The organism is Falsiroseomonas sp. CW058 (assembly GCF_050563535.1).
Classification (GTDB): Bacteria; Pseudomonadota; Alphaproteobacteria; order Acetobacterales; family Acetobacteraceae; genus Falsiroseomonas.
In genome coordinates this window covers 310,276-334,914 of sequence record NZ_JBNXUO010000001.1, presented here as the reverse complement: position 1 = coordinate 334,914, position 24,639 = coordinate 310,276, and the positions used below count along the sequence as shown (strand labels likewise).

Annotated in this window: 20 protein-coding genes; 11 read left to right on the top strand and 9 right to left on the bottom strand. The window is 74.5% G+C overall.

The window, feature by feature from the left end:
• Window position 1: 1 nt before the first annotated feature.
• On the bottom strand, window positions 2-1,120 hold the full coding sequence (locus tag ACK8OX_RS01605; RefSeq protein ID WP_430662193.1) for an anhydro-N-acetylmuramic acid kinase: 1,119 nt from the start codon (window positions 1,118-1,120) through the stop codon (window positions 2-4).
• Window positions 1,121-1,174: 54 nt separating this feature from the next.
• Here ACK8OX_RS01605 and tyrS point away from each other — a divergent pair, with 54 nt between their 5' ends.
• Together tyrS and ACK8OX_RS01595 are read left to right on the top strand one after the other, a co-directional pair.
• Window positions 1,175-2,407 carry a tyrosine--tRNA ligase gene (gene tyrS / locus ACK8OX_RS01600; RefSeq protein ID WP_430662159.1) on the top strand — a complete coding sequence of 411 codons (1,233 nt, stop codon included), beginning with the start codon at window positions 1,175-1,177 and terminating at the stop codon, window positions 2,405-2,407.
• A 44-nt stretch (window positions 2,408-2,451) separates the two neighbouring features.
• Entirely contained in the window at window positions 2,452-3,204 is a 753-nt protein-coding gene (locus tag ACK8OX_RS01595) for a 2-keto-4-pentenoate hydratase (RefSeq protein ID WP_430662158.1), read from the top strand.
• 14 nt (window positions 3,205-3,218) lie between these two features.
• On the opposite strand, the gene ACK8OX_RS01590 is transcribed toward ACK8OX_RS01595, so the two are convergent.
• Together ACK8OX_RS01590 and ACK8OX_RS01585 are read right to left on the bottom strand one after the other, a co-directional pair.
• Window positions 3,219-3,665, bottom strand: a complete 447-nt coding sequence (locus tag ACK8OX_RS01590) for a hypothetical protein (protein ID WP_430662157.1) — start codon at window positions 3,663-3,665, stop codon at window positions 3,219-3,221.
• Between the two features lie 90 nt (window positions 3,666-3,755).
• Window positions 3,756-6,914 carry a DUF3971 domain-containing protein gene (locus ACK8OX_RS01585; protein ID WP_430662156.1) on the bottom strand — a complete coding sequence of 1,053 codons (3,159 nt, stop codon included), beginning with the start codon at window positions 6,912-6,914 and terminating at the stop codon, window positions 3,756-3,758.
• Between the two features lie 38 nt (window positions 6,915-6,952).
• Here ACK8OX_RS01585 and ACK8OX_RS01580 point away from each other — a divergent pair, with 38 nt between their 5' ends.
• The 6 genes from ACK8OX_RS01580 (at window position 6,953) to ACK8OX_RS01555 (ending at window position 14,051) form a co-directional block, all read left to right on the top strand.
• On the top strand, window positions 6,953-9,955 hold the full coding sequence (locus ACK8OX_RS01580) for a bifunctional [glutamine synthetase] adenylyltransferase/[glutamine synthetase]-adenylyl-L-tyrosine phosphorylase (RefSeq protein ID WP_430662155.1): 3,003 nt from the start codon (window positions 6,953-6,955) through the stop codon (window positions 9,953-9,955).
• Window positions 9,956-9,975: 20 nt separating this feature from the next.
• Window positions 9,976-10,497: a thioredoxin-dependent thiol peroxidase gene (gene bcp / locus ACK8OX_RS01575; protein WP_430662154.1), complete on the top strand. Its 522-nt coding sequence runs from the start codon at window positions 9,976-9,978 to the stop codon at window positions 10,495-10,497.
• Window positions 10,497-11,540, top strand: coding sequence for a hypothetical protein (locus tag ACK8OX_RS01570; protein ID WP_430662153.1), 1,044 nt, complete (start codon window positions 10,497-10,499; stop codon window positions 11,538-11,540). The genes bcp and ACK8OX_RS01570 overlap by 1 nt, the downstream gene beginning before the upstream one ends.
• 103 nt (window positions 11,541-11,643) lie before the next feature.
• Window positions 11,644-12,855 carry an MFS transporter gene (locus ACK8OX_RS01565; RefSeq protein ID WP_430662152.1) on the top strand — a complete coding sequence of 404 codons (1,212 nt, stop codon included), beginning with the start codon at window positions 11,644-11,646 and terminating at the stop codon, window positions 12,853-12,855.
• A gap of 106 nt (window positions 12,856-12,961) precedes the next feature.
• Window positions 12,962-13,411: a hypothetical protein gene (locus ACK8OX_RS01560; protein ID WP_430662151.1), complete on the top strand. Its 450-nt coding sequence runs from the start codon at window positions 12,962-12,964 to the stop codon at window positions 13,409-13,411.
• 4 nt (window positions 13,412-13,415) lie between these two features.
• On the top strand, window positions 13,416-14,051 hold the full coding sequence (locus ACK8OX_RS01555; RefSeq protein ID WP_430662150.1) for an aspartate/glutamate racemase family protein: 636 nt from the start codon (window positions 13,416-13,418) through the stop codon (window positions 14,049-14,051).
• Here ACK8OX_RS01555 and ACK8OX_RS01550 read toward each other — a convergent pair.
• The 5 genes from ACK8OX_RS01550 to ACK8OX_RS01530 all read right to left on the bottom strand — a co-directional run bounded on the left by ACK8OX_RS01550 (window position 13,945) and on the right by ACK8OX_RS01530 (window position 18,555).
• Window positions 13,945-15,333, bottom strand: coding sequence for a M48 family metalloprotease (locus tag ACK8OX_RS01550; protein WP_430662149.1), 1,389 nt, complete (start codon window positions 15,331-15,333; stop codon window positions 13,945-13,947). The two genes, ACK8OX_RS01555 and ACK8OX_RS01550, sit on opposite strands and share 107 nt — an antisense overlap.
• A 179-nt stretch (window positions 15,334-15,512) precedes the next feature.
• Window positions 15,513-16,070: a LemA family protein gene (locus ACK8OX_RS01545; RefSeq protein ID WP_430662148.1), complete on the bottom strand. Its 558-nt coding sequence runs from the start codon at window positions 16,068-16,070 to the stop codon at window positions 15,513-15,515.
• Window positions 16,071-16,094: 24 nt separating this feature from the next.
• Entirely contained in the window at window positions 16,095-16,754 is a 660-nt protein-coding gene (locus tag ACK8OX_RS01540; protein WP_430662147.1) for a DsbA family oxidoreductase, read from the bottom strand.
• Between the two features lie 2 nt (window positions 16,755-16,756).
• Complete coding sequence (locus ACK8OX_RS01535) at window positions 16,757-17,941, bottom strand: aminotransferase (RefSeq protein ID WP_430662146.1); 1,185 nt, start codon at window positions 17,939-17,941, stop codon at window positions 16,757-16,759.
• Entirely contained in the window at window positions 17,938-18,555 is a 618-nt protein-coding gene (locus ACK8OX_RS01530) for a DNA-3-methyladenine glycosylase family protein (protein ID WP_430662145.1), read from the bottom strand. The genes ACK8OX_RS01535 and ACK8OX_RS01530 overlap by 4 nt, the downstream gene beginning before the upstream one ends.
• A gap of 307 nt (window positions 18,556-18,862) precedes the next feature.
• Here ACK8OX_RS01530 and ACK8OX_RS01525 point away from each other — a divergent pair, with 307 nt between their 5' ends.
• The 3 genes from ACK8OX_RS01525 to ACK8OX_RS01515 all read left to right on the top strand — a co-directional run bounded on the left by ACK8OX_RS01525 (window position 18,863) and on the right by ACK8OX_RS01515 (window position 23,105).
• A complete protein-coding gene (locus tag ACK8OX_RS01525) occupies window positions 18,863-19,591 on the top strand; it encodes a response regulator (RefSeq protein WP_430662144.1) in 729 nt (242 codons plus the stop codon).
• Complete coding sequence (locus tag ACK8OX_RS01520) at window positions 19,588-20,976, top strand: ATP-binding protein (RefSeq protein WP_430662143.1); 1,389 nt, start codon at window positions 19,588-19,590, stop codon at window positions 20,974-20,976. Before ACK8OX_RS01525 ends, ACK8OX_RS01520 begins: the two co-directional genes overlap by 4 nt.
• 236 nt (window positions 20,977-21,212) lie before the next feature.
• Window positions 21,213-23,105 carry a PAS domain S-box protein gene (locus ACK8OX_RS01515; RefSeq protein ID WP_430662142.1) on the top strand — a complete coding sequence of 631 codons (1,893 nt, stop codon included), beginning with the start codon at window positions 21,213-21,215 and terminating at the stop codon, window positions 23,103-23,105.
• 177 nt (window positions 23,106-23,282) lie between these two features.
• On the opposite strand, the gene accC is transcribed toward ACK8OX_RS01515, so the two are convergent.
• Window positions 23,283-24,632: an acetyl-CoA carboxylase biotin carboxylase subunit gene (accC, locus tag ACK8OX_RS01510; RefSeq protein WP_430662141.1), complete on the bottom strand. Its 1,350-nt coding sequence runs from the start codon at window positions 24,630-24,632 to the stop codon at window positions 23,283-23,285.
• Window positions 24,633-24,639 lie beyond the last annotated feature (7 nt).

Sequence of the window (24,639 nt, the reverse complement as noted above, 5' to 3'; positions counted from 1 at the left end):
GCTACGGCAGGGGGCCGGTGATGCGCCCGCCCCGCAGCGGCGCGGGCGCGCCGGTGGTGCCGGGGAAGGTCAGGGGCAGGCCGTTCCAGACCCGCGCGGCCAGCAGGCCGAAGGCCTGCGCCTCCAGCGCGTCGCCGTTCCAGCCGGCCACCTCCACCGGGCGCACCGGCTCCGCCAGGGCCGAGGCCAGCGCCCGCATCACCGCCGGGTTGCGCCGCCCGCCGCCGCAGACCAGCCATTGCAGCGGGGGTTCCGGGAAGTGGCGCGATGCGGTGGCGACACAGACCGCACAGAAGGCCACCAGCGTCGCCGCCCCGTCGGCGGGCGACAGGGCGGCGGCCCCGGCTTCCCGCAGCGCCCGGTCGAAATCAAGCCGGTCGAGCGACTTGGGTGGTGGCGCGGCCAGGTAGGGGTGGCCGATCAGGCTGGCCAGCACGCCGCCATCCACCTGCCCGGCCAGGGCGAGCTTGCCGTCGCGGTCATAGGGCTCGCCCGTCGCGCGGCGCGCCCAGTCGTCCAGCGGGCCGTTGGCTGGGCCGGTGTCGAAGGCCAGCAGCGCCCCGTCGGCGCCGATCCAGGTGACGTTGCCCACCCCGCCCAGGTTCAGCACCGCCAGCGGCTTCGGCAGAGGGCGCGCCATCGCGGCGTGGAACACCGGCACCAGCGGGGCCCCCTGCCCGCCCGCCGCCACATCGGCCGACCGGAAGTCGTGCGCCACCGGCATCCCCGTCTCCCGCGCAAGCAGCGCCGCGTCGCCGACCTGCCAGGTGAAGGGGGTGCCGTCCCAGCCCGGGCGCCTCGGCCGGTGCAGGATGGTCTGCCCGTGGAAGCCGATGAGGTCGGCCGGCCAGCCGATCGCCCGCACCGCCTCCACATGCCGCGCGGTCAGCCGCGCCACGCAATCCGCCAGGAAGGGGTCGTCGGCGCCGATCCCGGGGGCGTCCTGCGAAGCCGCGTGGGATGCGAGGTCCAGCAGCGCCCGCAGGTCGCGCCGCAGCGCGGGCTCATAGGGCAGGGTCAGGGTCGGGCCGAGTCGGCCGATCGCCTCCCCGTCCGTCTCCACCCAGGCGGCATCCACCCCGTCGAGCGAGGTCCCGCTCATCAGCCCTATGGTTCGCAGCATGGCCGCACCGTGCTACGCCGCAGGCCCTTCCGGAAGCCCCACGCCCCTGCCATGACCGCCACCGCCGATTTCCTGCACCAGGCCAAGACCCGCGGCTTCATCCACCAGGTGACCGACGAGGCCGCGCTGCATGCGCGCCTCGCCCAGGGGCCGCTGCCCGGCTATATCGGCTTCGACGCCACGGCCGACAGCCTGCATGTCGGCAGCCTCGTGCAGATCATGCTGCTGCGTCTGCTGCAGCGCACGGGCAACCGGCCCGTGGTGCTGATGGGCGGGGGCACGACGAAGGTGGGCGATCCCTCCTTCCGGGACGAGGCGCGCCCGCTTCTCGACGATGCCCGGATCGAGGCGAACAAGGCCGGCATCCGCAAGGTGTTCGACAACTTCCTGTCCTTCGGCGACGGTCCGACGGACGCGATCATGCTCGACAACGCCGAATGGCTGGACCGGCTGCTCTACATCCCCTTCCTGCGCGACATCGGCCGGCACTTCAGCGTCAACCGCATGCTGACGATGGACAGCGTGCGGCTGCGGCTGGACCGGGAACAGAACCTGTCCTTCCTTGAATTCAACTACATGCTCCTCCAGGCCTACGACTTCCTGGAACTGTCGCGGCGCCACCGCGTCGCGCTCCAGATGGGCGGCTCCGACCAGTGGGGCAACATCGTGATGGGCACCGACCTGTGCCGCCGCATCGATGGGTCCGACGCCTTCGGCATCACCACCCCGCTGCTCACCACCGCGTCGGGCGCCAAGATGGGCAAGACCGCCGCGGGCGCCGTCTGGCTGAACGCGGACCGCGTCAGCCCGTACGACTACTGGCAGTTCTGGCGCAACACGGAGGATGCGGATGTCGGCCGCTTCCTCGGCCTGTTCACCGAGCTTCCGATGGAGGAGGTGGCGCGGCTCGCGGCGCTGCGCGGGGCGGAGGTGAACGACGCGAAGAAGGTGCTGGCGACCGAGGCGACCGCCCTGCTGCACGGCCGCGCCGCCGCCGAGGCCGCCGCCGAGACCGCGCGCCGCACCTTCGAGGAGGGCGCGGCGGCCGAGACGCTGCCGAGCCACGCTACCGGCCTGCCCGTCGGCATCGTGGAGATCATGGTCGAGGCGCGGCTCGTCGCCAGCAAGGGCGAGGCGCGGCGCCTGATCGCCCAGGGCGGCGTGCGGCTGAACGACGCGCCGGTGACGGACGCCGCCGCGCAGGTGGGGCCGGCCGACCTGCGCGACGGCGCCGCCAAGCTCTCGCTCGGCCGCAAGCGCCACCTGCTCGTGCGGGCCGGCTGAACCCGGCCCCGCCGCACGACCCGACCATGCCAGGAGAGCCCCACATGACCGATGCCACGCGCCAAGCCGCCGAGGCTCTCCTCGCGGTTCGTCGCGGCGCGCCGCGCATCCCGGATCTGGGCGCCCTGGCGCCGGCGGACGAAGCCGGGGCGCTGGCGGTCCAGCGCGCCGTGCTCGCCGGCAACGGCGGCAGCATCGGCGGCTGGAAATGCGCCTTCCCGCCGGGCAAGCCGCATTCCTGCGCGATGCTGGATTCGCGCGGAATCCGGCCGGCACCGACGGGCTGGGCGGTGCCGCCCGGCGAGACGATCGGCATCGAGACGGAGATCGCCTTCCGCATGGGCCGCGACCTGCCCGCCCGCGCCACCCCCTATGGGCGTGAGGAGGTTGTGGACGCCATCGCCGCCGCCTTCCCGGCGATGGAGATGGTGGCGACGCGCTTCATCGACCTGACGAAGGTGCCCTTCCTCGACAACATGGCGGACGGCATCGCCCATGCCGGGCTGGTCCTGGGGGCCGAGGTGCCGGGCTGGCGCGAGATGGACCTCGGCGCGCTCACGGTCCGCCAGACCTGCGGCGGGGCGGTGCAGGTGGAGAAGGTGGGCGGCAACCCGGCGGGGGACCCGCTCGTCTCCCTCATCGCCCTGGCGAACCACCTGCCGCGCTTCGGCCTGCATCTCCGCGCGGGCGAGGTGGTGACCACCGGGAGCTGCACCGGCCTGATCTGGGTGAAGGGCCGCCAGCGCGTGACCGGCGGCTTCGCGGGCTTCGGCGAGGTGGTGGTCGACCTCGGCTGAGAACCCTCGCGTCCTCAGCGCCCGCGGCGGCCCTGGCCGGGGCCGTCGGAGGGGTCGGAATCGGTCAGCCCGGTGTTGCGCCCGCGACCACGCCCCGGGCCGTCAGACGGGTCGCTGTCGCTGATGCCGCTGCCGCGCCCGCCACGGCCACGGCCGGGCCCATCGGACGGGTCGTTGTCCGTCACGCCGCTGCCGCGCGCCGCGCCGCGCCCCTGGCCCGGCCCGTCGGAGGGATCGCTGTCGCTGATGCCGGTGCCGCCGCGGCGCGGGCCGCGGCCGCGGCCGGGCCCGTCGGAGGGGTCGCTGTCGGTCCAGCCCTGGACCGGGGCCGCACCGCCCTGCGGCGCCATCGCCACCCGTGCCTCGGACCCGCGGGGCGCCAGCAGCGCGGCGGAGGGGATCGCGCCGAGCCGCAGCACGAGCAGCCTGCGGCGAAGCTTCGGGGTTGCGTCCTGATCCATGTCGCGGCTGGCCCTTATTGCAGCCAGAAACTCAACCTGAACGCGCATCCGGCGCAACATGCTGATGCGGCGATGGCGAAAACGTAATATTCAGGGTTGCTGCGGCGGCGCCTGCCCGATCCCGAACAGGCCGCGCAGGAAACCCGGCGTCAGCGCGGCAAGCGGGTTCACGTTCACCACCGGGTCATCCACCGGGCCGCCGATCCGGAAGGTCGCGGCGAACAGCCCGCCCCCCGCCTCGGGCGAGAAGAGCCGGCCGAAGATGGGGATGTTCCCGAGCAGCGAGTTGAAGATGTAGGCCGGCACGATCGTCCCCTCCATCGCCAGCCGCTGCCGCCGGCGGTCCAGCGTGCCCTTCGCCGTCAGGCCGAGCGAGGCGGAGAAGGCCCGCGCCTCCCCCAGCACCAGCGCATCGGGCGACAGGGTGAAGGGCGCGACCAGGCGGGAGAAGGACAGGCCCGGCCCCGACAGCGCCTCCACCAGGCCGTAGAGCGTCATCGCCTGCAGCAGCTTGGCGAAGCCGGGCGCGTTGCGCACCGCGAAGTCGCTCATCTCCGCGCTGCCCGAAAGCGGCGCGCCCGGGCCGTTATGGGCGTAGCGCGCCTGCACGCCGAGCCGCCCGCCCTCCAGGTGCCGCAGCACGTCGAAGCTGCCGAGAAGCGCGCCCGCATCTTCCGCCGTCAGCCGCATCGCGCGGCCCGCACCGTCGGGGGTGATGCTCGCCTCGAACGCCCCCCGCGCGCCGGCGCGCCCGGCCACCCGCCCGTCGCGCACCACGCCGCGGCCGTCGATCAGCACACGCGCCTCCACCGCCGCGATCTCCCGCAGGGGGCCGAGCAGCACGCGGTCGAACCGGCCATCGATGGCATAGGCGGCGCCGGGCGGCGCATCCGCCGCACCAGCCGGGGCGGGTGCCGTCCCCTCCTCCCCCAGTGCCCGGCGGAGGTCGAGCACCGGGCCGCGCAGCACGACGTTCCAGGGCGCGCCGGGCTGCGGCGGCGGCCGCGCCTCCCCCGCTAGGCGGCTGCCATCCACCGCCGCCTCGCTGATCGTCGCTCGTTCCAGACGGGCGCCGCGGGCGAAGGCGGCGTTGCCGCGCATGGACAGCCCCGGCGCCTCCACCCGGAAGGCCTCCACCGCCTCCAGGTTGTCGCCGGCGAGGCGCAGCACGATGTCGGCGCCGGCATTCTGGCCGGCGGGCTTCGCCCAGGCGAGCGGGGCGATGCCCATCGTCGCCTCGCGCAGGTCGGCGCGGATGTTCACGCGGCCGGCGCCGCCGCGCCGCCTTTCGGTCCGCACGTCGAGCGTGACCGGCCCCGCCGCAACGTCCTCGGCATCGAGGCCGAGTGTGGCCAGGGTGCGGATGTCGGTGCGGGCCTGCACGGTCTCCCGCATCACCACCTGGGTCGCCGGGCCGTTGCGGAAATCCATCTCGACGCCGAGCCGCGCCGGGATCTCCGCCAGCACCGCGGTGCCCGCCACGCGCAGGCTCTCGTTGTCCACCGTCAGGTCGAACTGCCCGCGTTCCAGCGGGCGGCCGAACAGCACATCGGCCAGCCGCACCGCGCCCAGCCGCGCCTGCGCGCGGATGCGCAGCTGCTCCACCTGCAGCGCCTCGATCAGCGGGAAGCCGAGGCTGAGGCGGCCGTCCAGCGTGCCCGCCGGTTCCTTCAGCGGCAGGGGGCGGCGTTCGAACAGGCGCAGCCGCGGGTGTTGCAGCACCGCCAGCACGTCGGGCACCGGGCCCGCCAGCCCGACCTGCATCTCCGCCTGCGGCGGCTGGCCGTCGGGGAACAGGAAGCGCAGCACCGTGTCCCTGGCCTGAACCGCCGTGCCGGCCTGCCGGCCGGAGGCGACGCGCGCCGTTACCTCGGCCAGCGAGAAGGCGACCTGCCCGTTCACGCGTTCCACCGGCGGCACCGGGCGCAGCCAGTGGACGGTCGCGTCCGCCACGTCGAGCGTGCCCGAAAGCCCGGTCAGCCGCGCGGAGGAGAGGTCGGCCGCCGCCTCCCCCTCGAAGCGCCAGCGGCCGTTGCGGGCCTCGCCGGCGGTGATGTTGGTGGTGATCCACCACCTCTCGCCACTGCCCAGGCCTTCCGGCCAGTGGCGCGGCAGCTCGGCCAGCGGCACGGCGTCGAGCTCGAGCGTGGCGGCGCCCCGCCAGCCCGCCTGCGCGCGGACCGCCTCGCCCGTTGCGGTCAGGGTGGTGGCCATGGCGCTGCCGGGAAGGCGCAGCACGGCGCGGTCCAGCCGCAGCCTGTCGGGCGCGTGGTCCACCACCGCCTCCCCGCCCAGGATGGCGATGCGCCGCCCGCCGCCGAGGTCGAGCCGGCCCGCGCCCGCCGACAGGACCGCCCGCAATTCCCGCGGGACGCCGTCGGTGCCCATCCGCCCCGCCAGCTCGATCCGTGCCGGCGCATCGAGACCGGCGAGCGGCGCCAGCGCCGGGGCCGCCTGGGCCAGCCGCGCCGGCGCGACCTCGGGCAGCGTGACGTGGAAGCGCAGTTCCACCGGGTCGCCCGCCGCCTCCAGCGTGCCGGCGATGGGCACCGTGGCCGGCCCTGCCCGCAGGTTGGCGGAAAGACGGCCGGAGATGCCGCCGCGCGGCATCCGCCGGAGTTCCAGCGCCGTCTCCTCCAGCGTCCAGGTCAGGCCGAGCGCCGCATCCTCCACCACCACATGCCCGCCCGTGATCCGCAGTGCGGCGAGCGCGCCGCGCGCCGTCTCCTCCGAAGGCGGGCGCATCAGCTCCGCCGCCAGTTCCTCGAGCGTCGCGGTCCCGGGCGGCGCCTCCAGCGCCGGCGCGCCGGCCGGCGGGCCCTGGGCCAGCATCAGCGCGACCTGGCCATCGGCGGTGCGGCGCAGGCGCAGTTCCGGCGCCCGCAGTTCCAGCACGCGCGGCGCCAGTTCCCCCCGCAGCAGCCAGGGCAGCGACAGCGTCAGCGCCGCGTCCGGCAAGGCCACCTGCGCGGCGCCCGCGGGGTCGAGCAGCCGCACGCCGGACAGCCGGATGTCGACCGGGGTGAGGCGTCCGTCACGCCAGCCCTGCCAGCCGATGGCGGCGCTGCCGACCTCGAGCCGCGCGCGACCCTCGGCCTCCCCGTTCGCCGCCGCCTCGATCTGGCGCGCCAGCCAGGGCAGCTCGACCGGCCCCTGCGCCAGGCGCCAGCCCGCCACGCCCAGCGCCAGCAGCGCCAGGGTGACGGCGCCGAGCAGCAGGTGCAGCAGGCTGCCCGCACGGCGGGCCACTTGACCGGCGGCCTGCCTCACCGCTTCCCTCGACTGCCATGCCGCGAACCCGCGCCTCCGCCCCTGCCGGCCCGACCCCGGCCGCACCGCTCGACACCGGCGGCCTGCCCCGTCCCTTCGACGCGCAGGCGGCGGAGCACCTGGCCGGGCGCTTCGCCGAACGCGGCGCGGCCGAACGCGCCTTCGCGGCGACGCCCGCGGGGGCGTCGCTGCTTGCGGCCCTCGGCGGCCACAGCCCCTACCTCGCCGATGCCGCGACCCGGGAATCGGCCACGCTGCTGCGGCTGGCGGAACGCGGGCCGGAAGCCAGCCTCGCCCTCGCGCTCGACCCGCTCGGCCGGTCGGACCCCGATGCCAGCCGCGCGCAGGTGGCAGCCCTGCTGCGGCAGGCCAAGCGGCAGGCGGCGCTGATCGCGGCGGTGGCCGACATCTCCGGCGCCTGGCCGCTCGACCGCGTGACGGGCGCGCTGTCGGACCTCGCGGATGCCTGCACCGACTATGCCTGCGCGCATCTCCTGCGGGAGGCGCAGGCGCGCGGCGAGCTTCGCCTGGCCGGCGGCTCGGCGCGGTTCGACCCGCGCGCCACCTGCCGCGGATCGGGGCTGGTGGTGCTCGGCATGGGCAAGCTCGGCGGGCGCGAGCTGAACTACTCCTCCGATATCGACCTCATGGTGCTGTACGACCCGGAGGCCGCAACCTACGACGTGGACCGCGCCGGCGCCATCTACGTGCGGCTGGCGCGCGACCTTGTGCGGCTGCTGGAGGAACGGACGGAGGATGGCTACGTCTTCCGCACCGACCTGCGCCTGCGCCCCGACCCCGCCGCGACGCCGCTGGCCGTCAGCCTGCCCGCCGCCATCGCCTACTACGAGAGCATGGGCCAGAACTGGGAACGCGCGGCCATGATCAAGGCGCGGCCGGTCGCGGGGGACCGCGCGCTCGGCGACGGCTTCCTGCGCGAGATCCGGCCCTTCGTCTGGCGCCGTCACCTGGACTTCGCGGCCGTCGCCGACATCCATTCCATCAAGCGCCAGATCCATGCCCACAAGGGCCACAAGGGCGCCCATGCCGAGGTGCAGGTGGCCGGGCACGACGTGAAGCTCGGCCGCGGCGGCATCCGCGAGATCGAGTTCACCACCCAGGTCCTCCAGCTCATCTGGGGCGGGCGGGACCCGGCGCTGCGCGACCCGACCACCCTCGGCGCGCTCGCCGCCCTCGCGGCCGCGGGGCGGATCGACCGCCGCGCGGCGGCCGACCTGGCCGATGCCTATGTGTTCCTGCGCAACCTCGAGCATCGGCTCCAGATGGTGGCCGACCGCCAGACGCACAGGCTGCCGGAGGAGCCGGAGGGGATCGCGCGCATCGCCTCCTTCCTCGGCTTCGAGGGCGTGGAGGAATTCCGCGCCGCCCTGCTCGGCCATCTCTCCCGCGTCGAGCGCCGCTATGCCGGCCTGTTCGAGGAGGAGCCGACGCTGGCCGCGGGCGGGGAAGCGGGCAGCCTGGTCTTCACCGGCGTCGAGGACGATCCGGCGACGCTCGACACCCTGCGCCGGATGGGCTTCCAGAATCCGGGCGCGGTCGCGTCGATGGTGCGCGGCTGGCATCATGGCCGCACGCGGGCGACGCGCAGCGAACGCGCGCGCGAATTGCTGACGGCGCTGATGCCCGCGCTGCTCGCGGCCTTCGGGCGGCAGCCGCAGCCCGACGCGGCGCTGATGCGCTTCGACGCCGCGCTGAACCGGCTGGGCGCGGGGGTGCAGGCGCTGAGCCTGCTGGCCCGAAACCCCGCGCTGCTGGACCGCCTGGCCTTCGTGCTGGGCGCCGCGCCGCAGCTGGCGGACCACTTCGCGCGCAACGCCGCGGCGCTGGACGGGCTGCTGGCCGGCCAGGGCAACGCCAGTGGCGGCGCCGACCTCGCCGCCGGGCTCGGCGCGCTGGTGAAGGACGCCCGCTTCCTGGAGGAGGCGCTGGAGGCGGCGCGCCGGCTGGTGACCGAACGCCAGTTCGAGATCGACGCCGCGGCGCTGGAAGGCCGCACCGACCCGGACGCGGCGGGCGCCGCGCGCAGCGCGCTGGCGGACGCCGCGATCGGCGCGCTGCTGCCGCGGATCGCCGGCGAATTCGCGAAGCGCCACGGAAAGGTGCCGGGCGGCGCGCTCGGCGTCGTGGCGCTCGGCAAGCTCGGCGGGCGGGACATGCTGCCGGCCTCCGACCTCGACCTGATCCTCGTCTACGACCACGAGGAGGACGCGCAGGAGAGCACCGGCGGGCAGAAGGCGCTGCCGCCCTCGGTCTATTTCTCGCGCCTGGCGAACCAGGTGGTGGGCGCGCTGACCGCGCCGGGGGCGGAGGGGAAGCTCTACGAGGTGGACATGCGGCTGCGTCCCTCGGGGTCGAAGGGGCCGGTCGCCGTCTCGCTCTCCGCCTTCCGCCGCTACCACGAGGAGAGCGCCTGGACCTGGGAGCGGATGGCGCTGACCCGCGCGCGCTTCGTCGCCGGCGCGCCGGCGCTGAAGCGGCGGGTGGAAGGCGCGATCCGCGCGGCGCAGACCCGCGCGGCGGACCCGGCGGCGGTGCTGGCCGATGCGGCGGCGATGCGCGGGCGGATGCTGCGCGACCTGGCGGCGGACGGCCCCTGGGACGTGAAGCTGATGCCCGGCGGGCTGGTGGAGGTGGAGTTCATCGCCCAGGCGCTGCAGGTCGCCCATGCCCATGGGCGGCCCGCCATCCTCTCCCCCACCACGCGCCTCGCCCTCGCGGCGCTGGCGAAGGCCGGGCTGCTCGACGCGGAGGAGGCGGAAGGGCTGATCGCGGCGGAACGGCTCTGGCGCGGCATCCTCGCCCATCTCCGCCTGACCGTCGGCCGCTGGCGGGAGGAGGCATTGCCCGAGCCGGTGGCGGCCGCGCTGCTGACCGCCGTCGCGCCGCTGCTGCCGGGCGGCGTGGTTGACCAGGCGGGACTTCGCGCACAGATGCGCGAGGCCGCGGCGCGGGTCAGGGCCAGCTTCCTGCGCCGGATCGGCAGGCTCGACGAAAGCTGAGACCGGGGGACCACCATCCGATGCCGACTGCGAAGACGCCCGCGGCCGGGGCCGCGCCGCAACCCGCCCTGCCGCCCGCGGGCCCAGGGGTGGGCGATCCCGCGCCCGCCTTCTCGATGCCCGCCTCGGGCGGCCGCACGGTCAGCTCCGCCGATCTCGCGGGGGTGCCCTACCTTCTCTACTTCTACCCGAAGGCCGACACGCCCGGCTGCACGAAGCAGGCCTGCGGCATCCAGGAGGCCCTGCCCCAGCTCGGGGCGCTGAAGCTCACGGTGATCGGCGTCTCGCCCGACCCGCTGAAGCCGATCGAGAAGTTCGCCGCCAAATACGGCCTTGCCTTCCCGCTCGCCTCCGACGAGGACCACAAGGTGGCCGAGGCCTATGGCACCTGGGTCGAGAAAAGCATGTACGGCAGGACCTACATGGGCATGGAGCGGTCGAGCTTCCTCGTCGGCGCCGATGGCCGGGTGAAGGCGGTCTGGCGCAAGGTGAAGCCGGAAGCGCATGCGGCGCAGGTGATCGAGGCCGCGAAGGGGCTCTGATGTCGGCACCGGGCGTGGCGGGGGAGGACGGCCTCCTGCCGGAGGAGACGGCGCTCTGGGCCGTGCGGATGCTGCTGGGGCGGGAGCCGGCCGGGCCGGCCGAGCTGCTGCGCCTGCGCGCCCTGCCCACGCTCGACGCGCTGCGCCAGGCGCTGGCGGAGACGGCGGAATTCGATGCGCTGGCCGACCGCCGCGCCGGCCGCGGCCCGCGCTACGCCGTGCCGCCGGTGATGCTCCGGCCGCCGGTGAACGAGGGCCTGCCCTGGCGCTTCGCCCCGCCTACGCTGGAACACCCGGTCAGCCAGCTCTGCACCTCCGCCCAGTTCGCCGAACCGGCCTTCCACGAGATCGCGGAGGCGATGGCGCTGGACCGCGTGGCGCATCGCGGCATCTGGGAGCCGGTCTACATCGTCAGCGTGTTGGCGACCGAGGGGATGGTCGCGCCGGGGAAGCGCGCCATCGGCTTCGGCTGCGGCCGCGAACGCATCCCCGCCGTCCTCGCCTCCCGCGGGGTGACGGTGCTGGCGAGCGACCTGGCGGGGCCGGAGCCGGCCGAACGGCTGGACGGGCTGTTCGACCCCCGCGTGATCCACCGGGAGGATTTCGACCGGCTGGTCAGCTTCTACCCCATCGACGCGAACGACCTGCCCGCCGGGATCGAGGGGCAGTTCGACTGTCTCTGGTCCGCCTCCCTCCTCCAGCAGGCGGGCTCCATCCGCCGTGCGCAGGACTTCGTGGAGCGCGCGATGGCGGCGCTGCGGCCCGGCGGGATCGCGGTGCACACGATGGAGTTCAACCTGACCTCGAACGAGGACACGCCCGATGGCGGCGGCGTCTCGGTGCTGCGCCGGCGCGATGTGGAGGCGCTGGCCAGCCGGCTGCAGGCGCAAGGCCACGAGGTCCTGCCCCTGAACCTGCATCCCGGCCACGACCCCGAGGACGAGGCGATCGACCTTCCGCCCTACGGGCTGCCGCACCTGAAGCTGTTCGTCGGGCGGCATGTCGCGACGTCCTTCGGCCTGGCCGTACGCGCGAAGGGCTGAACGCCGCGCGGGCCGGGCGCCACAACCCTGCCCCGCGCCGGGAATGGTTGAGCGGCGGCGGCCCGGGATGGGATGCTGCGGCGCAGGATCGCTGGAGAACGTCATGACGGACCGCCACCTTCGCGTCGCCGCGGGCACGCTGCTCGTCACCGCCGTCCTCTGCGCCGCGCTGGCCATGGGACTGCGGCAGTCCTTCGGGCTGTTCCTCGCGCCGATGACGACGGCGCATGCCTGGTCGGCCTCGGGCTTCGCCTTCGCCATCGCGCTGCAGGTGCTGCTGAACGGCGTCTTCTCCCCGGTCGCGGGCCAGCTGGCGGACCGCTTCGGCGGGCGGGCGGTGGTGGCGGGGGGCGCGCTGCTCTATGCCGCGGGCATCCTCGGCATGGCGCTGTCCGAGGGGCTGGCGCTGTTCACCTTCTTCGCCGGGCTGGTGATGGGGGCGGCGGTGTCGGCGGCGGGGATGCCGGTCATCATCGCGTCCCTCACCCGGCTGCTGCCGGCCGAACAGCGTGGGCGCGCGGTCGGGCTCGGCACCGCCGGGTCGTCCTTCGGGCAGTTCCTGGTGGTGCCGGCGGCCGGATTCGGCATCGCCGGGCTGGGGTGGGAGACGACGCTGGTGCTGATGGCCGGCGTCGCGCTGCTGATGATCCCGCTGGCCTGGCCGCTGGCCGACCGGCCCGCGCCGAAGGTTGCCGCCCAGTCCGAGGAGACGGCCGGGCAGGCGCTGTCGCGCGCCTTCCGGACGCCGACCTTCTGGTTCCTGTTCTTCGGATTCTTCGTCTGCGGGCTGCATGTCTCCTTCCTGACCGTCCACCTGCCGGGCTTCGTGCATTCCTGCGGCCTGCCGGTGGCCGTGGGCGCGGGCGCGATCGGGCTGATCGGACTGTTCAACGTGATCGGCTCGCTCGGCGCGGGGGAGATCAGCCAGCGTTGGCGGCGGCGGGAACTGCTCGTCCTCATCTACGCCGCGCGCGGCGTGCTGATGGCCGGCTTCATGGCCGTGCCGAAGACGACGGAGACGGTGCTGGTCTTCTCCGCCCTGATGGGGCTGCTGTGGCTGTCCACCGTGCCGCCGACGGTGGCGCTGGTGGCGCGCAACTTCGGCACGCGCTGGCTGGCGACCCTGTTCGGGCTGGTCTTCCTCGGCCACCAGATCGGCGGTTTCACCGGCGCCTGGCTCGGCGGGCTGATCCTGGACGCGACCGGCAGCTACGACCTGATGTGGAGCATCGGCATCGCCGCCGCCGCCTTCGCGGCCCTGGTGCACCTTCCCGTGAAGGACCCGGCGCCGCGGCCGGCGGCCGTGCCGGCCTGAGGCGCCGGGCCTCTCCCCCGCTTGCGGGAAGGGGTGCGGTGGGGGCATCGTCCGCCCGTGACCCGGCGGCGGACGGAGCAGGACCGCGCCACGAAGGAGTGACGGGATGCGGCGATGGATGCTGGTGGCGGCGACGGCCCTTGCGCTCGGCGGCAGCGCCGGCGCGCAGCCCGGTGGCGAGCCTCCGCATGCCTGGGTGTTCGGGTCCTGGACGGGGGGCATGTACCCGCCGACCGACACCTCCGGCCCGCGCTGCACGGGGCAGCCCACGGTGATCTTCACGCGCGACGTGGTGCTGCGCGCGCCGACGCTCGACGTCGCCTATCGCCAGCGGCTGATCGAGACGGTCGCCGCCTCGGGCGACTCGCTGGAATTCCGCCTGCTGCCGGTGCCGCCGCAGAACACCCCGCTCGGCCCCCGCATCGCGCCGGACGCTGCCTTCGGCTGCCCCGGCGGCCCCAACACGCTGCGGGTCGAGCGGCGCGGGCCGAACGAGATCGTCTTCCCCGACTGCGCCGACTTCCCCTCTCCCCTGCAACGCTGCGTGGGCAACTGAGCCGGTGCGCGTCGCGCTGATCCACGCGCTGCGGCACTCCCCGCCGCCGATCGAGGCTGCCTTCCGCGCCGAATGGCCGGGCGCTTCGCTGATGAACCTGCTCGACGACAGCCTCTCGGCCGACCTCGCGCGCGAAGGGCGGCTGACGGAGGCGATGACGGCGCGCTTCCTGACGCTGGCGCGCTATGCGGCCGGGACCGGCGCGCGGGGCATCCTGTTCTCCTGTTCCGCCTTCGGCCCCTGCATCGAGGCCTGCGCGGCGGACCTCGCCCCCCTGCCCGTGCTGAAGCCGAACGAGGCGGCGATCGAGGAGGCGGTGGCGGCCGGCCGGCGCATCGGCCTGCTGGCGACCTTCCCCGGCACCCTCGCTTCCATGCCGGCCGAATTCCCGCCGGGGGTGGAGGTGGTGCCCTGCCTGGCGGAAGGCGCGCTCGCCGCGCTCGATGCCGGGGATGCCGCCGCGCATGACCGGCTGGCGGCGGAGGCCGCGGCCGCGTTGCGCGGCCGCTGCGACGTGGTGCTGCTGGGCCAGTTCAGCCTGGCCCGCGCCGCCCCCAGGGTGAGCGCCGCCACGGGCTTGCCGGTGGTGACGACGCCGGGCTCGGCGGTGCGGAAGCTGAAGTCGCTGCTGGCGGGATAGGCGGGTTTCCCGAAGCGGTGGCGCCGGGCGCGGCATCCATCGGCGGGGGCGGAGGTGCGGCTGCGTCGGGGTCGCGTCCGGCGCGCCGCGCCGCCTCGCGCAGCGCCTGGTTCCGCATGAAGGCCGGGTCGTCGGTGCGGGCGAAGGCGGCCATGGCGTCGAGCCTTTCCTCGATCGCTCCCCTCGGGCCGGGCTCCGCCGCGGGCGGCTCGGGCGCCGCCGGCGCGTCCCCGGCGATCTCCGGCAGGGGGCCGGGGTCCCGGCCCCCGGCGTAGCGCACCAGTGCCTCGACCCTCGCCTCGATCGGGGGATGGGTGGCGAACCAGCCCACCCCGCCGGACAGCTTCGCGTCATGCAGGAACAGCGCTCGCACCTGGTCCGGCACATCCGACAGGCCCGGCCGCTGCGCGACCTTCCGCAGCGCGGAGATCATCGCATCCGGGTCGGCGGTCAGCTCCACCGCCCCGGCATCGGCCAGGTATTCGCGGTTGCGCGACAGCGCCATCCGCAGCACCAGCGCCAGCACATGCGCCAGGACCGCGATGACGATGGCGATGGCCACCAGCGCGACGACCACCCCCGCCCCGCCCCCGCCTTCCCGCCGCCCGGATGACGAGGAGGAGGAACGCGACGAGGACCGCGTGGACCGCCCGCCCCCCGCGGCGCGGGAGGCGTGGAAGAAAACCCGCAGCACCCGCCAGACATTGTCCGTCACCAAGGTGATGACGCCCACGAACACCGCCGCGACGACGCCGAGCCGCGCATCCCCGTTGCGGACATGCGCCAGCTCGTGCCCGATCACCGCCCGCAGCTCGCGGTCGTCGAGCGCGTCGAGCAGCCCGCGCGTCACCGTCACCCCCGCCTTCGCGCGCGTGAGGCCGGAGGCGAAGGCGTTGCGCGCCTCGTCCTCGATCACCGCGAGACGCGGCATCGCCATGCCGCGGCTGATGCAGAGTTCCTCCGTCAGGTGCCACAGCCGCGGCTCATCGCGCGGGTCCGCCACGCGCCGCGCCCCCGTCACCAGGTCGAGGATGGGGTTGTGCGCGAACCAGGCGATGGCGAACCAGACGGCCGCCAGCAGCAGCGCCAGCGGGATGATGGCGGGCAGCAGCCGCGCGGCCCGCGCCAGCCCCTCCGCCACCGTCGGTGCGTCGGACGCCACCAGCAGCAGCGCGACGGCGTAGCCCATCATCGCCAGCAGCACCGGGAAGCCCGCCAGCAGCAGCGCCGACCGCAGCGCGGTGTTCCAGGCATGGGTGCGGAGCCCGGTGGCGGGCAGCATGGCTCAGCGCCGCGTCATACGATCGGTCGAATGCTTCGACCGATCGTATGCCTTTGCCGGACCCTCAGGCGCCGGGCGCCGGCATTCGACGGCCTGGCTCGCCGCACTTGCGGCGGCGGCCGTTCGGCCGCTCGGCCCACACCGTGGGCCGCATGGGTCGGTCAATTCCACTGGGCGTATCAGAACTTCACCTGCGGCGCGGACTGCACCGCGGCGCGGTCCGCCGCGTCCAGCTCGAAGAAGCCGCGCTGGGCGAAGCCGAGCGGGCCGGCGATGAAGACCGCCGGCACGGACTGGATCGCGGCGTTGAACTCCGCCACCGCGTTGTTGAAGAAGCGCCGCGCCGCGGCGATCTTCGTCTCCAGCGCCGACAGCTCCCCCTGGAGCGAGAGGAAGTTCGCGTTGGCCTTCAGGTCCGGATAGGCCTCGCTCAGCGCGAACAGGCGCGACAGCGCGCCGGAGAGCTGGCCTTCGGCCGCCGCCGCCGCTTCCGGCCCCTGCGCGCCCACCGCCGCGTTGCGCGCCTTCACGACGGCGTCGAGCGTCCCGCGCTCATGCCCCGCATAGCCCTTCACCGTCTCGACCAGGTTGGGCACCAGGTCGTGGCGCTGCTTCAGCTGCACCTCGATGTCGGACCAGGCCTGCCCCACCGTCTGCCGCAGCGCCACCATGCGGTTGTAGATCACCACCAGCCACAGCAGCACCAGCACGACGATGCCGAGGACGACCCATTCCATGCGCGCGGCTCCCCATTCGCGACGCTACGCTACGCCGGTTCGCTCCCGTTCGGAAAGGATCGCATCCGCCCGCCGGAAGGCGTCCGCCATGCGCGGGCCGGGCATGGCGCCGCTGAACAGCAGGTGGCGGTCCATCAGGAAGGAGGGCACGCCGGTGATGCCGCCGCGCCGCGCGGCCATGTCCTCGGCCAGCACCGCGTCGCGTCCCTCGTCGCCGGCCAGCATCGCGGCCATCCCCGGCAGGCCCGCGCCGGCCGCCACCTCGTCCAGCGTCGCGGCGTCGCCGATGTCGCGCCCCTGCTGGAAATAGGCGCGGAACAGCGCCTCCGCCACGGCGTGCTGCACGCCCGCCGCCTCCGCCGCGCGGATCACGCGATGCGCCGCCACCGTGTTCGGCGTGCGCCGCATCAGGTCGTGGCGGAAGGAAAGCCCGGCGGCGCGCCCGGCCTCCGCCACCTGCGCATCCAGCTCGCGCGAGCGGTCGAGGGAGCCGAACTTGGCGGCGCGGTAGGCGTCGCGCTCCACCCCTTCCTCCGGCATGTCGGGGTTCAGCTGGAAGGGCCGCCAGCGGACCGCGAAGTCCAGCCCCTCCGCGCGCAGCTCCGCCAGCGCGGCGTCGAGATGCGCCTTGCCGATCCAGCACCACGGGCAGATCGCGTCCGAGATCACGTCGATCCTTCGCATCCTCACCCCTCCCGCCCCACGCCGGCCAGCCGTGCCGGCACCTGCGCCAGCACATCCTCCCCCGCATTGGCGAAGGCAAGCCGCAGGTGGCGGTCCTGGCCCGGGCCGAAGAAGGGGCCGGGCAGCGTCATCAGTCCCTGCCCCGCAGCCAGCGCCTCGGCCGCCGCCACCGCATCCGGCGCGCCATCCGGCAGGCGGAGATAGGCGAAGTAGGTGCCGATGGCATCGAGCCTCCATCCCGCCAGCCGACCGACCGCCCCGCGGAAGAAGGCGGCGCGGGCGGCCATCAGCGCGCGGTTGCCGGCCCGCCAGTCCGCAAGCGCCGGGATGGCCCAGGCCAGCGCCGCCTGGGCGGGCCGCGGCGGGCAGATCTGCAGCGTGTCGAAGGCCTTCTCCAGCGCCGCCATCGCCACCGGCCCGGCGGCGATGGCGCCGATGCGGTGGCCGGGCACGCAATAGGCCTTGGAGAAGGAATAGAGATGGACCAGCACGTCGCCCCAGCCGGGGTCGCCGAACAAGCCGTGCGGGGGGATCGACGCCGGGTCGAGGAAGTCGCGATAGGTCTCGTCCAGCACCAGCCAGGCGCCGTGGCGGCGGCACAGCTCCGCGACCTCGTGGATCAGGGCGGGCGGGTAGACCGCGCCGGTCGGGTTGTTCGGGCTCACCAGCACCACGGCGCGGGGCCGGTGTTCGGCCATCAGGGCGGCGATGCGGGCGGGGTCCGGGACGAAGCCGTCCTCCGGGCGCGTCGGCAGCGGGACGGCGCGCACCCCCTGCATGGCCATCGCCATCTCGTGGTTGAAATACCAGGGTGTCGGCAGCAGCACCGCCTCGCCCTCCGCCGCCAGCACTGACACCACCATGGCGAAGGCCAGGTTGCAGCCCGCGGTGATGGCGACCCCCGCGGCGCCGACCGGCGCGCCGTAGAAGGCGGAGATGTCGGCCGCCAGCGCCTCCCTCAGCGGCGCGTCGCCGGCGATGGGGCCATAGCCCGAACAGGCGGCGCTGCCCGCGGCCGCGGCAAGGCGCGCCAGCAGTTCGGGCGGCGGGGGATAGCCGGGGACCGCCTGCGTCAGGTCCAGCGCCGGGCCCGCCTGCCCGGCATAGCGCGCCGCCCAGGCCCGCGCCGCCGGGATGGGGGGTGCTGCGGTGCGGCGGATGCGGGACGACAGGGCGGGGGCGGTCATGCGGGCGCGTTCTCCTCGGGCTCCATCGTCGCGCGCTTCGTGTGGTGCAGCCAGTGGTGCCAGAGCAGCCGCGCCGCCACGGCGCGGAAGGGCTGCCAGGCCTCGGCCGCCGCCGCCAGCGCCTTCGCATCCGGCCGCGCCGGCAGGCCGGCCAGGTGCCCGAGCGCCGCCTGCAGCGCCAGATCGCCTGCGGGGAAGACATCAGGCCGCCCGTGGCCGAACAGCAGGTGGACCTCCGCTGTCCAGCGGCCGATGCCCTTCACCGTGCAGAGATGCGCGATCGCCTCCTCGTCTCCCATGGCGTCGAGCGCGTCGAGCCGCAGCCGGCCTTCCAGGATCGCCGCCGCCAGCGCCCGCGCATGCGCCACCTTGGGCCGCGACAGCCCCCCCTCGATGCCGAGCCGCGCGGGGTCGAGCGCGAGCAGCCCTTCCGGCGTCGTCGCACCCGGCAGGGCCGCAAGCCGCCGCCAGACCGCGCCCGCCGCCTCGTTCGAGATCATCTGCCCGCAGATCGCCCGCAGCAGCCCCGGGAAGCCCCGCGCGCGGGGTTGCCAGGGCAGCGGGCCGGCACGGGTCTCGATCCCGGCCAGCCGCGGGTCGCGTAACACGAGCACGGCGACCGCCGCGCGGGCCCAGCCGGGCGCATGGGGAAAGGGGGGCGGCGGGGATGAAGTCGGGGGGCACATCCCCGCCGCCAGTACACGACGCCGGCCCCGGGCAGGAGAGGGGGGAGGGACCGCGGCGGGGGAAGTCTGCCGCGGCGGGGCCGGCGTCCTGACACGGTGAAGGATGGGGCGCGCAGGTAACGCGCCGAAGCCCCCATGCGTGAGCAAGTGCAACAGGCTGTTGCAGCCTCGCCCGGCGTCACACGCCGCAACATGCGCCGCGCCAAAGCGGCCGGCGCCGCGCTATGTTTCCGCCATGGAGAACGCCGCGCCCCACATCCTCGTCGTCGACGACGACCGGGAGATCCGCGAACTGCTCGGGAAGTTCCTGGAGAAGCAGTCCTTCCGCGTGACCGCGGCGCGCGACGCGCGTGAGGCGCGGAAGCTCTGGCCGCTCGGCCGCTACCACCTGGTGGTGCTGGACCTGATGATGCCGGGCGAATCGGGCCTCGACCTCGCCCGCTGGCTGCGCGGCCAGTCGGAGGTGCCGATCGTCATGCTGACCGCGATGGGCGAGGAGACGGACCGCATCGTCGGGCTGGAACTCGGCGCCGACGACTACGTGGCCAAGCCCTTCAACCCGCGCGAATTGCTGGCCCGCATCCGCGCCGTGCTGCGCCGCGCCAGCGCCGACAGCTCCACCGGCGCCGGCAAGGAACCGCCGGCCAAGGCGATCCGCTTCGCCGGCTGGGTGCTGGAACCGGCGCGCCGCCGCCTGCTGAACCCGCAGGGGGTGGAAGTGCCGCTGACCGGCGGCGAATACGAATTGCTGATGGTGCTGGTGGAACGCGCGAACCGCGTGCTGACGCGCGACATGCTGATGGACCTGCTGCGCGGCCGTCAGGCCGGGCCCTTCGACCGCGCCATCGACGTCGCCGTCAGCCGGCTTCGGCGCAAGCTGGAGGATGACGGGCGCAACCCGCAGGTCATCAAGACCGTGCGCGGCGGCGGCTACGTGCTGGCGGCGACGGTGGAACGCGGGTGAACGCCGCCGGCCGCCCGGCGCCGGCGGCACCCCCGCCGCGGCAGCGCCGCTGGTCCCGCCTGTTCCCCCGCTCGCTCGCCGGGCGGACGGCGCTGGTGCTGCTGCTGGGCCTGGTGCTGGTGCAGGTGGCGGGGCTGACCATCCACGCCCTGGACCGCATGGACCTGCAGCGTTTCCAGCAGGCACGCGACATCTCGCAGCGGTCCTTCGCGGTGTGGCGCACGCTGCTGGTCACCCCGCCGGACCGGCGCGCCGCCGTCGCCGCCGATTTCGACCTGCCGCCGGGCCTGCGCGCCGCGGTGGAGGAGGAGCCGGCCGCCCGGGTCGGCTACCCGCCCCCGCCGCAGCCCCTGGTGCGGCTGTTCCGCCTGGAAGGGCTGATGAACGGCCCGCCCCGGCTCCGCCCGAGGGAGGTCATCGTCTCCGGCGCGCACCGCCCGGGCGTCATGCTGATGAGCGTGCGCTTCCACGAAGGGCACTGGCTGAATCTCCGCATCGAATTGCCGCCGCCGCGGCCGTGGCATTCCGAGACCTTCCTGATCGCCTTCGTGCTGATGACGCTGGCGGCCGCCGCGCTCACGCTCTGGGCCGTGCGCCGCCTCACGCGGCCGGTCACGGACCTGGCGGCGGCGGCGGACCGGCTCGGCCGCGACGTGAACGCCCCTCCCCTGCCCGAGAAGGGCCCGGCCGAGGTCGCCACCGCCGCCCGCGCCTTCAACACCATGGCCGAGCGCATCCGCCGCTTCGTCGGCGACCGCACGCAGATGCTCGCCGCCATCGGCCACGACCTGAAGACGCCGATCACCCGGCTGCGGCTCCGCGCCGAGTTCCTGGAGGATGACGAGCAGCGGCGGAAGATGCTCTCCGACCTCGACGAGATGGAGGCGATGATCGCGGCGACGCTCGCCTTCGCGCGCGACGACGCGGCGGCCGAGCCTTCGGTGCCGCTCGACCTCGCCTCGCTCTGCCGCACCGTGCTGGACGAGGCGGCGGATGCGCGCCCGGACGAGGCGGACAGGATCACCTATGCCGGGCCGGAGCACCTGACCGTCGCCGCGCGGCCGGTCGCGCTGAAGCGCGCGCTGGCCAACCTGGTGGGGAACGCGATGGCCTATGGCGGCGCGGCGCGGCTGGCGCTGGCCCCGCCCGCGGGCGGGGCCGCGCGGATCGTCATCGAGGATGACGGCCCGGGCATGCCGGAATCGGAGCTGGAAGCGGTGTTCCAGCCCTTCCGCCGGCTTGAGGCCAGCCGCAACCGCGAGACGGGCGGCACCGGGCTCGGCCTGACCATCGCGCGCAACATCTTCCGCGCCCATGGCGGCGACGTGGTGCTGCGCAACCGGCCGCAGGGCGGGCTGGCCGCGGTGGCGACGCTGCCGGTCTGATCCCGCCGGGGCGCGGTTTCCCGAACCCTCCGTGGCGGGGCCGGTACGGGTCCCGAACGGCACATCGAATGATCGTGTACGCCGCGGAAATTGACAGTTGCCGCACCGGCCGGCCTTCAATCCCCAACCATGCCCCAGTACCGCCTTCGTCCACTTCAACCCGAGCCGCGGGGCATGTCCGGCCTGCCCCACAGGACCCGCCCCCCCGCCCGGACCGCGAAGCCGGACCCCGGCGCATGACCACCGGATTCCCGGTCGCGGCCGGCGCGATGGCCGACGGCATCCGCGGCTTCGACTGGGGCTCCACCACGCTCGGCCCGGTCGGGCGATGGCCGCAGAGCCTGCGGACGGTGCTGGAACTGATGCTGGCGGCACGGCAGCCGGTCTATGTCGCCTGGGGGCCGGACCTGGTGTCGCTCTACAACGACGCCTATGTGCCGATCCTCGGCAGCAAGCATCCCGGCGCCATCGGGCAGCCCTTCGCCCGCCTCTTCGCCGAGATCTGGGACGAGTACCGCCCGCTGGTCGAGGCGGTGATGGCCGGCGAATCCCTGCACTATGTCGACCGCCCGGTCGCGCTGGGCGGCCGTCCGGGGCGGCCGGTCGGCTGGTTCACCTTCTCCCTCACGCCGCTGCGCGACGAGGAGGGGCGGATCGCCGGGTTCTTCTGCGCGGCGACCGAGACGACCGCGAAGGTCCGCGCCGAGCGCGCCCTGCGGGAGAGGCACGACGTCGCGCTGCGGGAGAGCGAGGCGAAATACCGCGCGCTGTTCGAGTCGATCGATTCCGGCTTCTGCATCATCGAGATGATCTTCGACGCCGCGGACCGGCCGCGGGACTATCGCTTCCTCGAGGTGAACCCCGCCTTCGAACGCCAGACCGGCCTGCGCGACGCCATCGGCCGCACGGTGTGCGACCTCGTGCCGGGGCACGAGGCGCATTGGTTCGACACCTATGGCCGCGTCGCCCTGACCGGCGAGCCGGTCCGCTTCGAGAACCGGGCGGCGGGCCTCGACGGGCGGTGGTACGACGTCTTCGCCTTCCGCATCGGCCGGCCGGAGCAGCGGCAGGTGGCGGTGCTGTTCAACGACATCACCGCCCGCCGCCGCGGCGAGGAACGCCTGCGCGAGCGGGAGGAGCGCCTGCGCCTGATCGTCGAGGCCGCGCGGGACTACGCCATCCTCACCACCGACCCCGACGGCCGGATCGACGGCTGGCTGCCGGGCGCCGCGCATGTCTTCGGCTGGACCGAGGAGGAGGCGGTCGGCATGCCGGTGGACGCGACCTTCACGCCCGAGGACCGCGACGCCGGCGTGCCCGCGCGGGAACGCGAGACGGCCGTGCGGGAAGGGTCCGCCCCCAACGTGCGCTGGCACCTGCGGAAGGACGGATCGCGCGTCTTCATCGAAGGCCGCTCCGTCGCGCTGCGCGACCCCGATGGCGGGCTGCGCGGCTTCCTGAAGATCGGCCAGGACGTCACCGCCCGCCGCGCGGCGGAGGAGAGGCAGGCGCTGCTGGCGCGGGAAGTGGACCACCGTGCGAAGAACGCGCTTGCCGTGGTGGGCGCCGCGCTGCGGCTGACCAAGGCGCCGGACCTGCCGAGCTACGTGCGCGCGATCGAGGGGCGGATCGGCGCGCTGGCGCGGGCGCAGACGCTGCTGGCGAACGACCGCTGGGCGGGGGCGGACCTGCGTGGCCTGCTGCGCGGCGAACTCGCGGCTTTCCTCGATCCGGACCAGGCCGGCGGCCCGCAGGTGGCGCTGCTGGGGCCGCCGGTCGCGCTGCCGGCCGGCGCCGCGCAGCCGCTCGGCATCGCGGTGCATGAGCTGGCGACGAACGCGGTGAAATACGGCGCCCTCTCCTCCCCCGCCGGCCGCGTCGCGGTGACCTGGTCGCGCGAAGGGCAGCCGGGGACGCTGCGCCTGCGCTGGGCGGAAGCGGGCGGCCCGCAGGTGTCCGGCCCGCCGCAGCGGCGCGGCTTCGGGTCCCGCGTGCTGGACGGCACGGTGCGGGGCCAGCTCGGCGGCTCCGTGACGCTCGCCTGGGGGGTCGAGGGGCTGGTCTGCGACCTTGTCGTGCCGCTCGACAGGGCCGCGGAAGCCGCGGACGGCGCGGGACAGCTGGGCTGAGCGCGCCGGCGCACTCCTATTCCGCGCGCCCCTGCGTGCCTACTCCGCGCGCCCCTGCGTGCCTACTCCGCGCGCCCCTGCGTGCCTATTCCGCGCGCCCCTGCGTGCCTATTCCGCGCGCCCCTGCGTGCCTATTCCGCGCGCCCCTGCGTGCCTATTCCGCGCGCCCCTGCGTGCCTATTCCGCGCGCCCCTGCGCGACGAACCTCTCAAGCCAATGGATGGTGTAGTCCCCCGCCTGGAACTCGGGGTCGGCGACGATGCGCTGGTGCAGCGGCAGCGTTGTGCGGATGCCGCTGACCACCATCTCCGCCAGCGCCCGCTTCAGCCGCGCGATCGCCTCGGCCCGGGTGCGGCCGTGCACCACCAGCTTCGCCACCAGGCTGTCATAGTGCGGCGGCACGACGTAGCCGGAGTAGAGCGCGCTGTCGACGCGCACGCCGAGCCCGCCGGGCGCGTGGTACATGTCCACCCGCCCCGGGCTCGGCGCGAAGCTCTCCGGGTCCTCGGCGGTGATGCGGCATTCGATCGCGTGGCCGGAGAAGCGGATCTCCTCCTGCGTGTAGCCCAGCCTTTCGCCCGCCGCGACGCGCAGCTGTTCCTTCACCAAGTCCACGTTGCAGACCATCTCGGTCACCGGATGCTCGACCTGCAGGCGGGTGTTCATCTCGATGAAGGCGAACTGCCCGTCCTGCCACAGGAACTCCAGCGTGCCGGCATTGCGGTAGCCGAGGCCGCGCAGCGCCTGCGTGACCTGCGCGCCGAGCGCGTCGCGCTCGGCGCCGGTCAGCACCGGGCTGCCCGCCTCCTCCACCAGCTTCTGGTGGCGCCGCTGGAGCGAGCAGTCGCGTTCGCCGAAATGCACGACGTTGCCATGCGTGTCCGCCAGCACCTGCAGCTCGATGTGGCGCGGGCGGTCGAGGTACTTCTCCATGTAGACGCTGTCGTCGCCGAAGGCCGCCTTGGATTCGGTGCGCGCGACGCGATACGCCTCCTCCAGCTCATCGGCGCTGCGGGCGACCTTCATGCCGCGCCCGCCGCCGCCGGCGGCGGCCTTGATCAGCACCGGGTACATGATCTCCTCGGCGACCGCGCGCGCCTCCTCCAGCCCCGACAGCGCGCCGTCGGAGCCGGGGACGAGCGGCACGCCGAGGCGGCGCATCGCGTCCTTCGCCGCGATCTTGTCGCCCATCATGCGGATATGCGCCGGGCTCGGCCCGATGAAGGCGAGGCCGTGCGCCTCCACCATCTCGGCGAAGTTCGCGTTCTCCGACAGGAAGCCGTAGCCGGGGTGGATCGCGTCCGCGCCGGTGATCGCGGCGGCCGACAGGATCGCCGCCATGTTGAGGTAGCTGTCGCGGGCCGAGGGCGGGCCGATGCACACGCTCTCATCCGCCAGCCGCACATGCATCGCCGTGTTGTCGGCGGTGGAATGCACGGCCACGGTGCGGATGCCCATCTCCTGGCAGGCGCGGTGGACGCGCAGCGCGATCTCGCCGCGGTTGGCGATGAGCACCTTGCCGAACATGCTGCGC

Excerpts from the sequence above, each read along its gene's own strand:
- ACK8OX_RS01545 (WP_430662148.1), bottom strand. The coding sequence starts at position 16,070 with ATGGAATGGGTCGTCCTCGGCATCGTCGTGCTGGTGCTGCTGTGGCTG.
- ACK8OX_RS01515 (WP_430662142.1), top strand. The coding sequence starts at position 21,213 with ATGACCACCGGATTCCCGGTCGCGGCCGGCGCGATGGCCGACGGCATC.
- tyrS (WP_430662159.1), top strand. The coding sequence starts at position 1,175 with ATGACCGCCACCGCCGATTTCCTGCACCAGGCCAAGACCCGCGGCTTC.
- ACK8OX_RS01580 (WP_430662155.1), top strand. The coding sequence starts at position 6,953 with ATGCCGCGAACCCGCGCCTCCGCCCCTGCCGGCCCGACCCCGGCCGCA.
- ACK8OX_RS01590 (WP_430662157.1), bottom strand. The coding sequence starts at position 3,665 with ATGGATCAGGACGCAACCCCGAAGCTTCGCCGCAGGCTGCTCGTGCTG.
- ACK8OX_RS01565 (WP_430662152.1), top strand. The coding sequence starts at position 11,644 with ATGACGGACCGCCACCTTCGCGTCGCCGCGGGCACGCTGCTCGTCACC.
- ACK8OX_RS01550 (WP_430662149.1), bottom strand. The coding sequence starts at position 15,333 with ATGCTGCCCGCCACCGGGCTCCGCACCCATGCCTGGAACACCGCGCTG.
- accC (WP_430662141.1), bottom strand. The coding sequence starts at position 24,632 with ATGTTCGGCAAGGTGCTCATCGCCAACCGCGGCGAGATCGCGCTGCGC.
- ACK8OX_RS01525 (WP_430662144.1), top strand. The coding sequence starts at position 18,863 with ATGGAGAACGCCGCGCCCCACATCCTCGTCGTCGACGACGACCGGGAG.
- ACK8OX_RS01570 (WP_430662153.1), top strand. The coding sequence starts at position 10,497 with ATGTCGGCACCGGGCGTGGCGGGGGAGGACGGCCTCCTGCCGGAGGAG.
- ACK8OX_RS01560 (WP_430662151.1), top strand. The coding sequence starts at position 12,962 with ATGCGGCGATGGATGCTGGTGGCGGCGACGGCCCTTGCGCTCGGCGGC.
- bcp (WP_430662154.1), top strand. The coding sequence starts at position 9,976 with ATGCCGACTGCGAAGACGCCCGCGGCCGGGGCCGCGCCGCAACCCGCC.
- ACK8OX_RS01595 (WP_430662158.1), top strand. The coding sequence starts at position 2,452 with ATGACCGATGCCACGCGCCAAGCCGCCGAGGCTCTCCTCGCGGTTCGT.
- ACK8OX_RS01535 (WP_430662146.1), bottom strand. The coding sequence starts at position 17,941 with ATGACCGCCCCCGCCCTGTCGTCCCGCATCCGCCGCACCGCAGCACCC.
- ACK8OX_RS01540 (WP_430662147.1), bottom strand. The coding sequence starts at position 16,754 with ATGCGAAGGATCGACGTGATCTCGGACGCGATCTGCCCGTGGTGCTGG.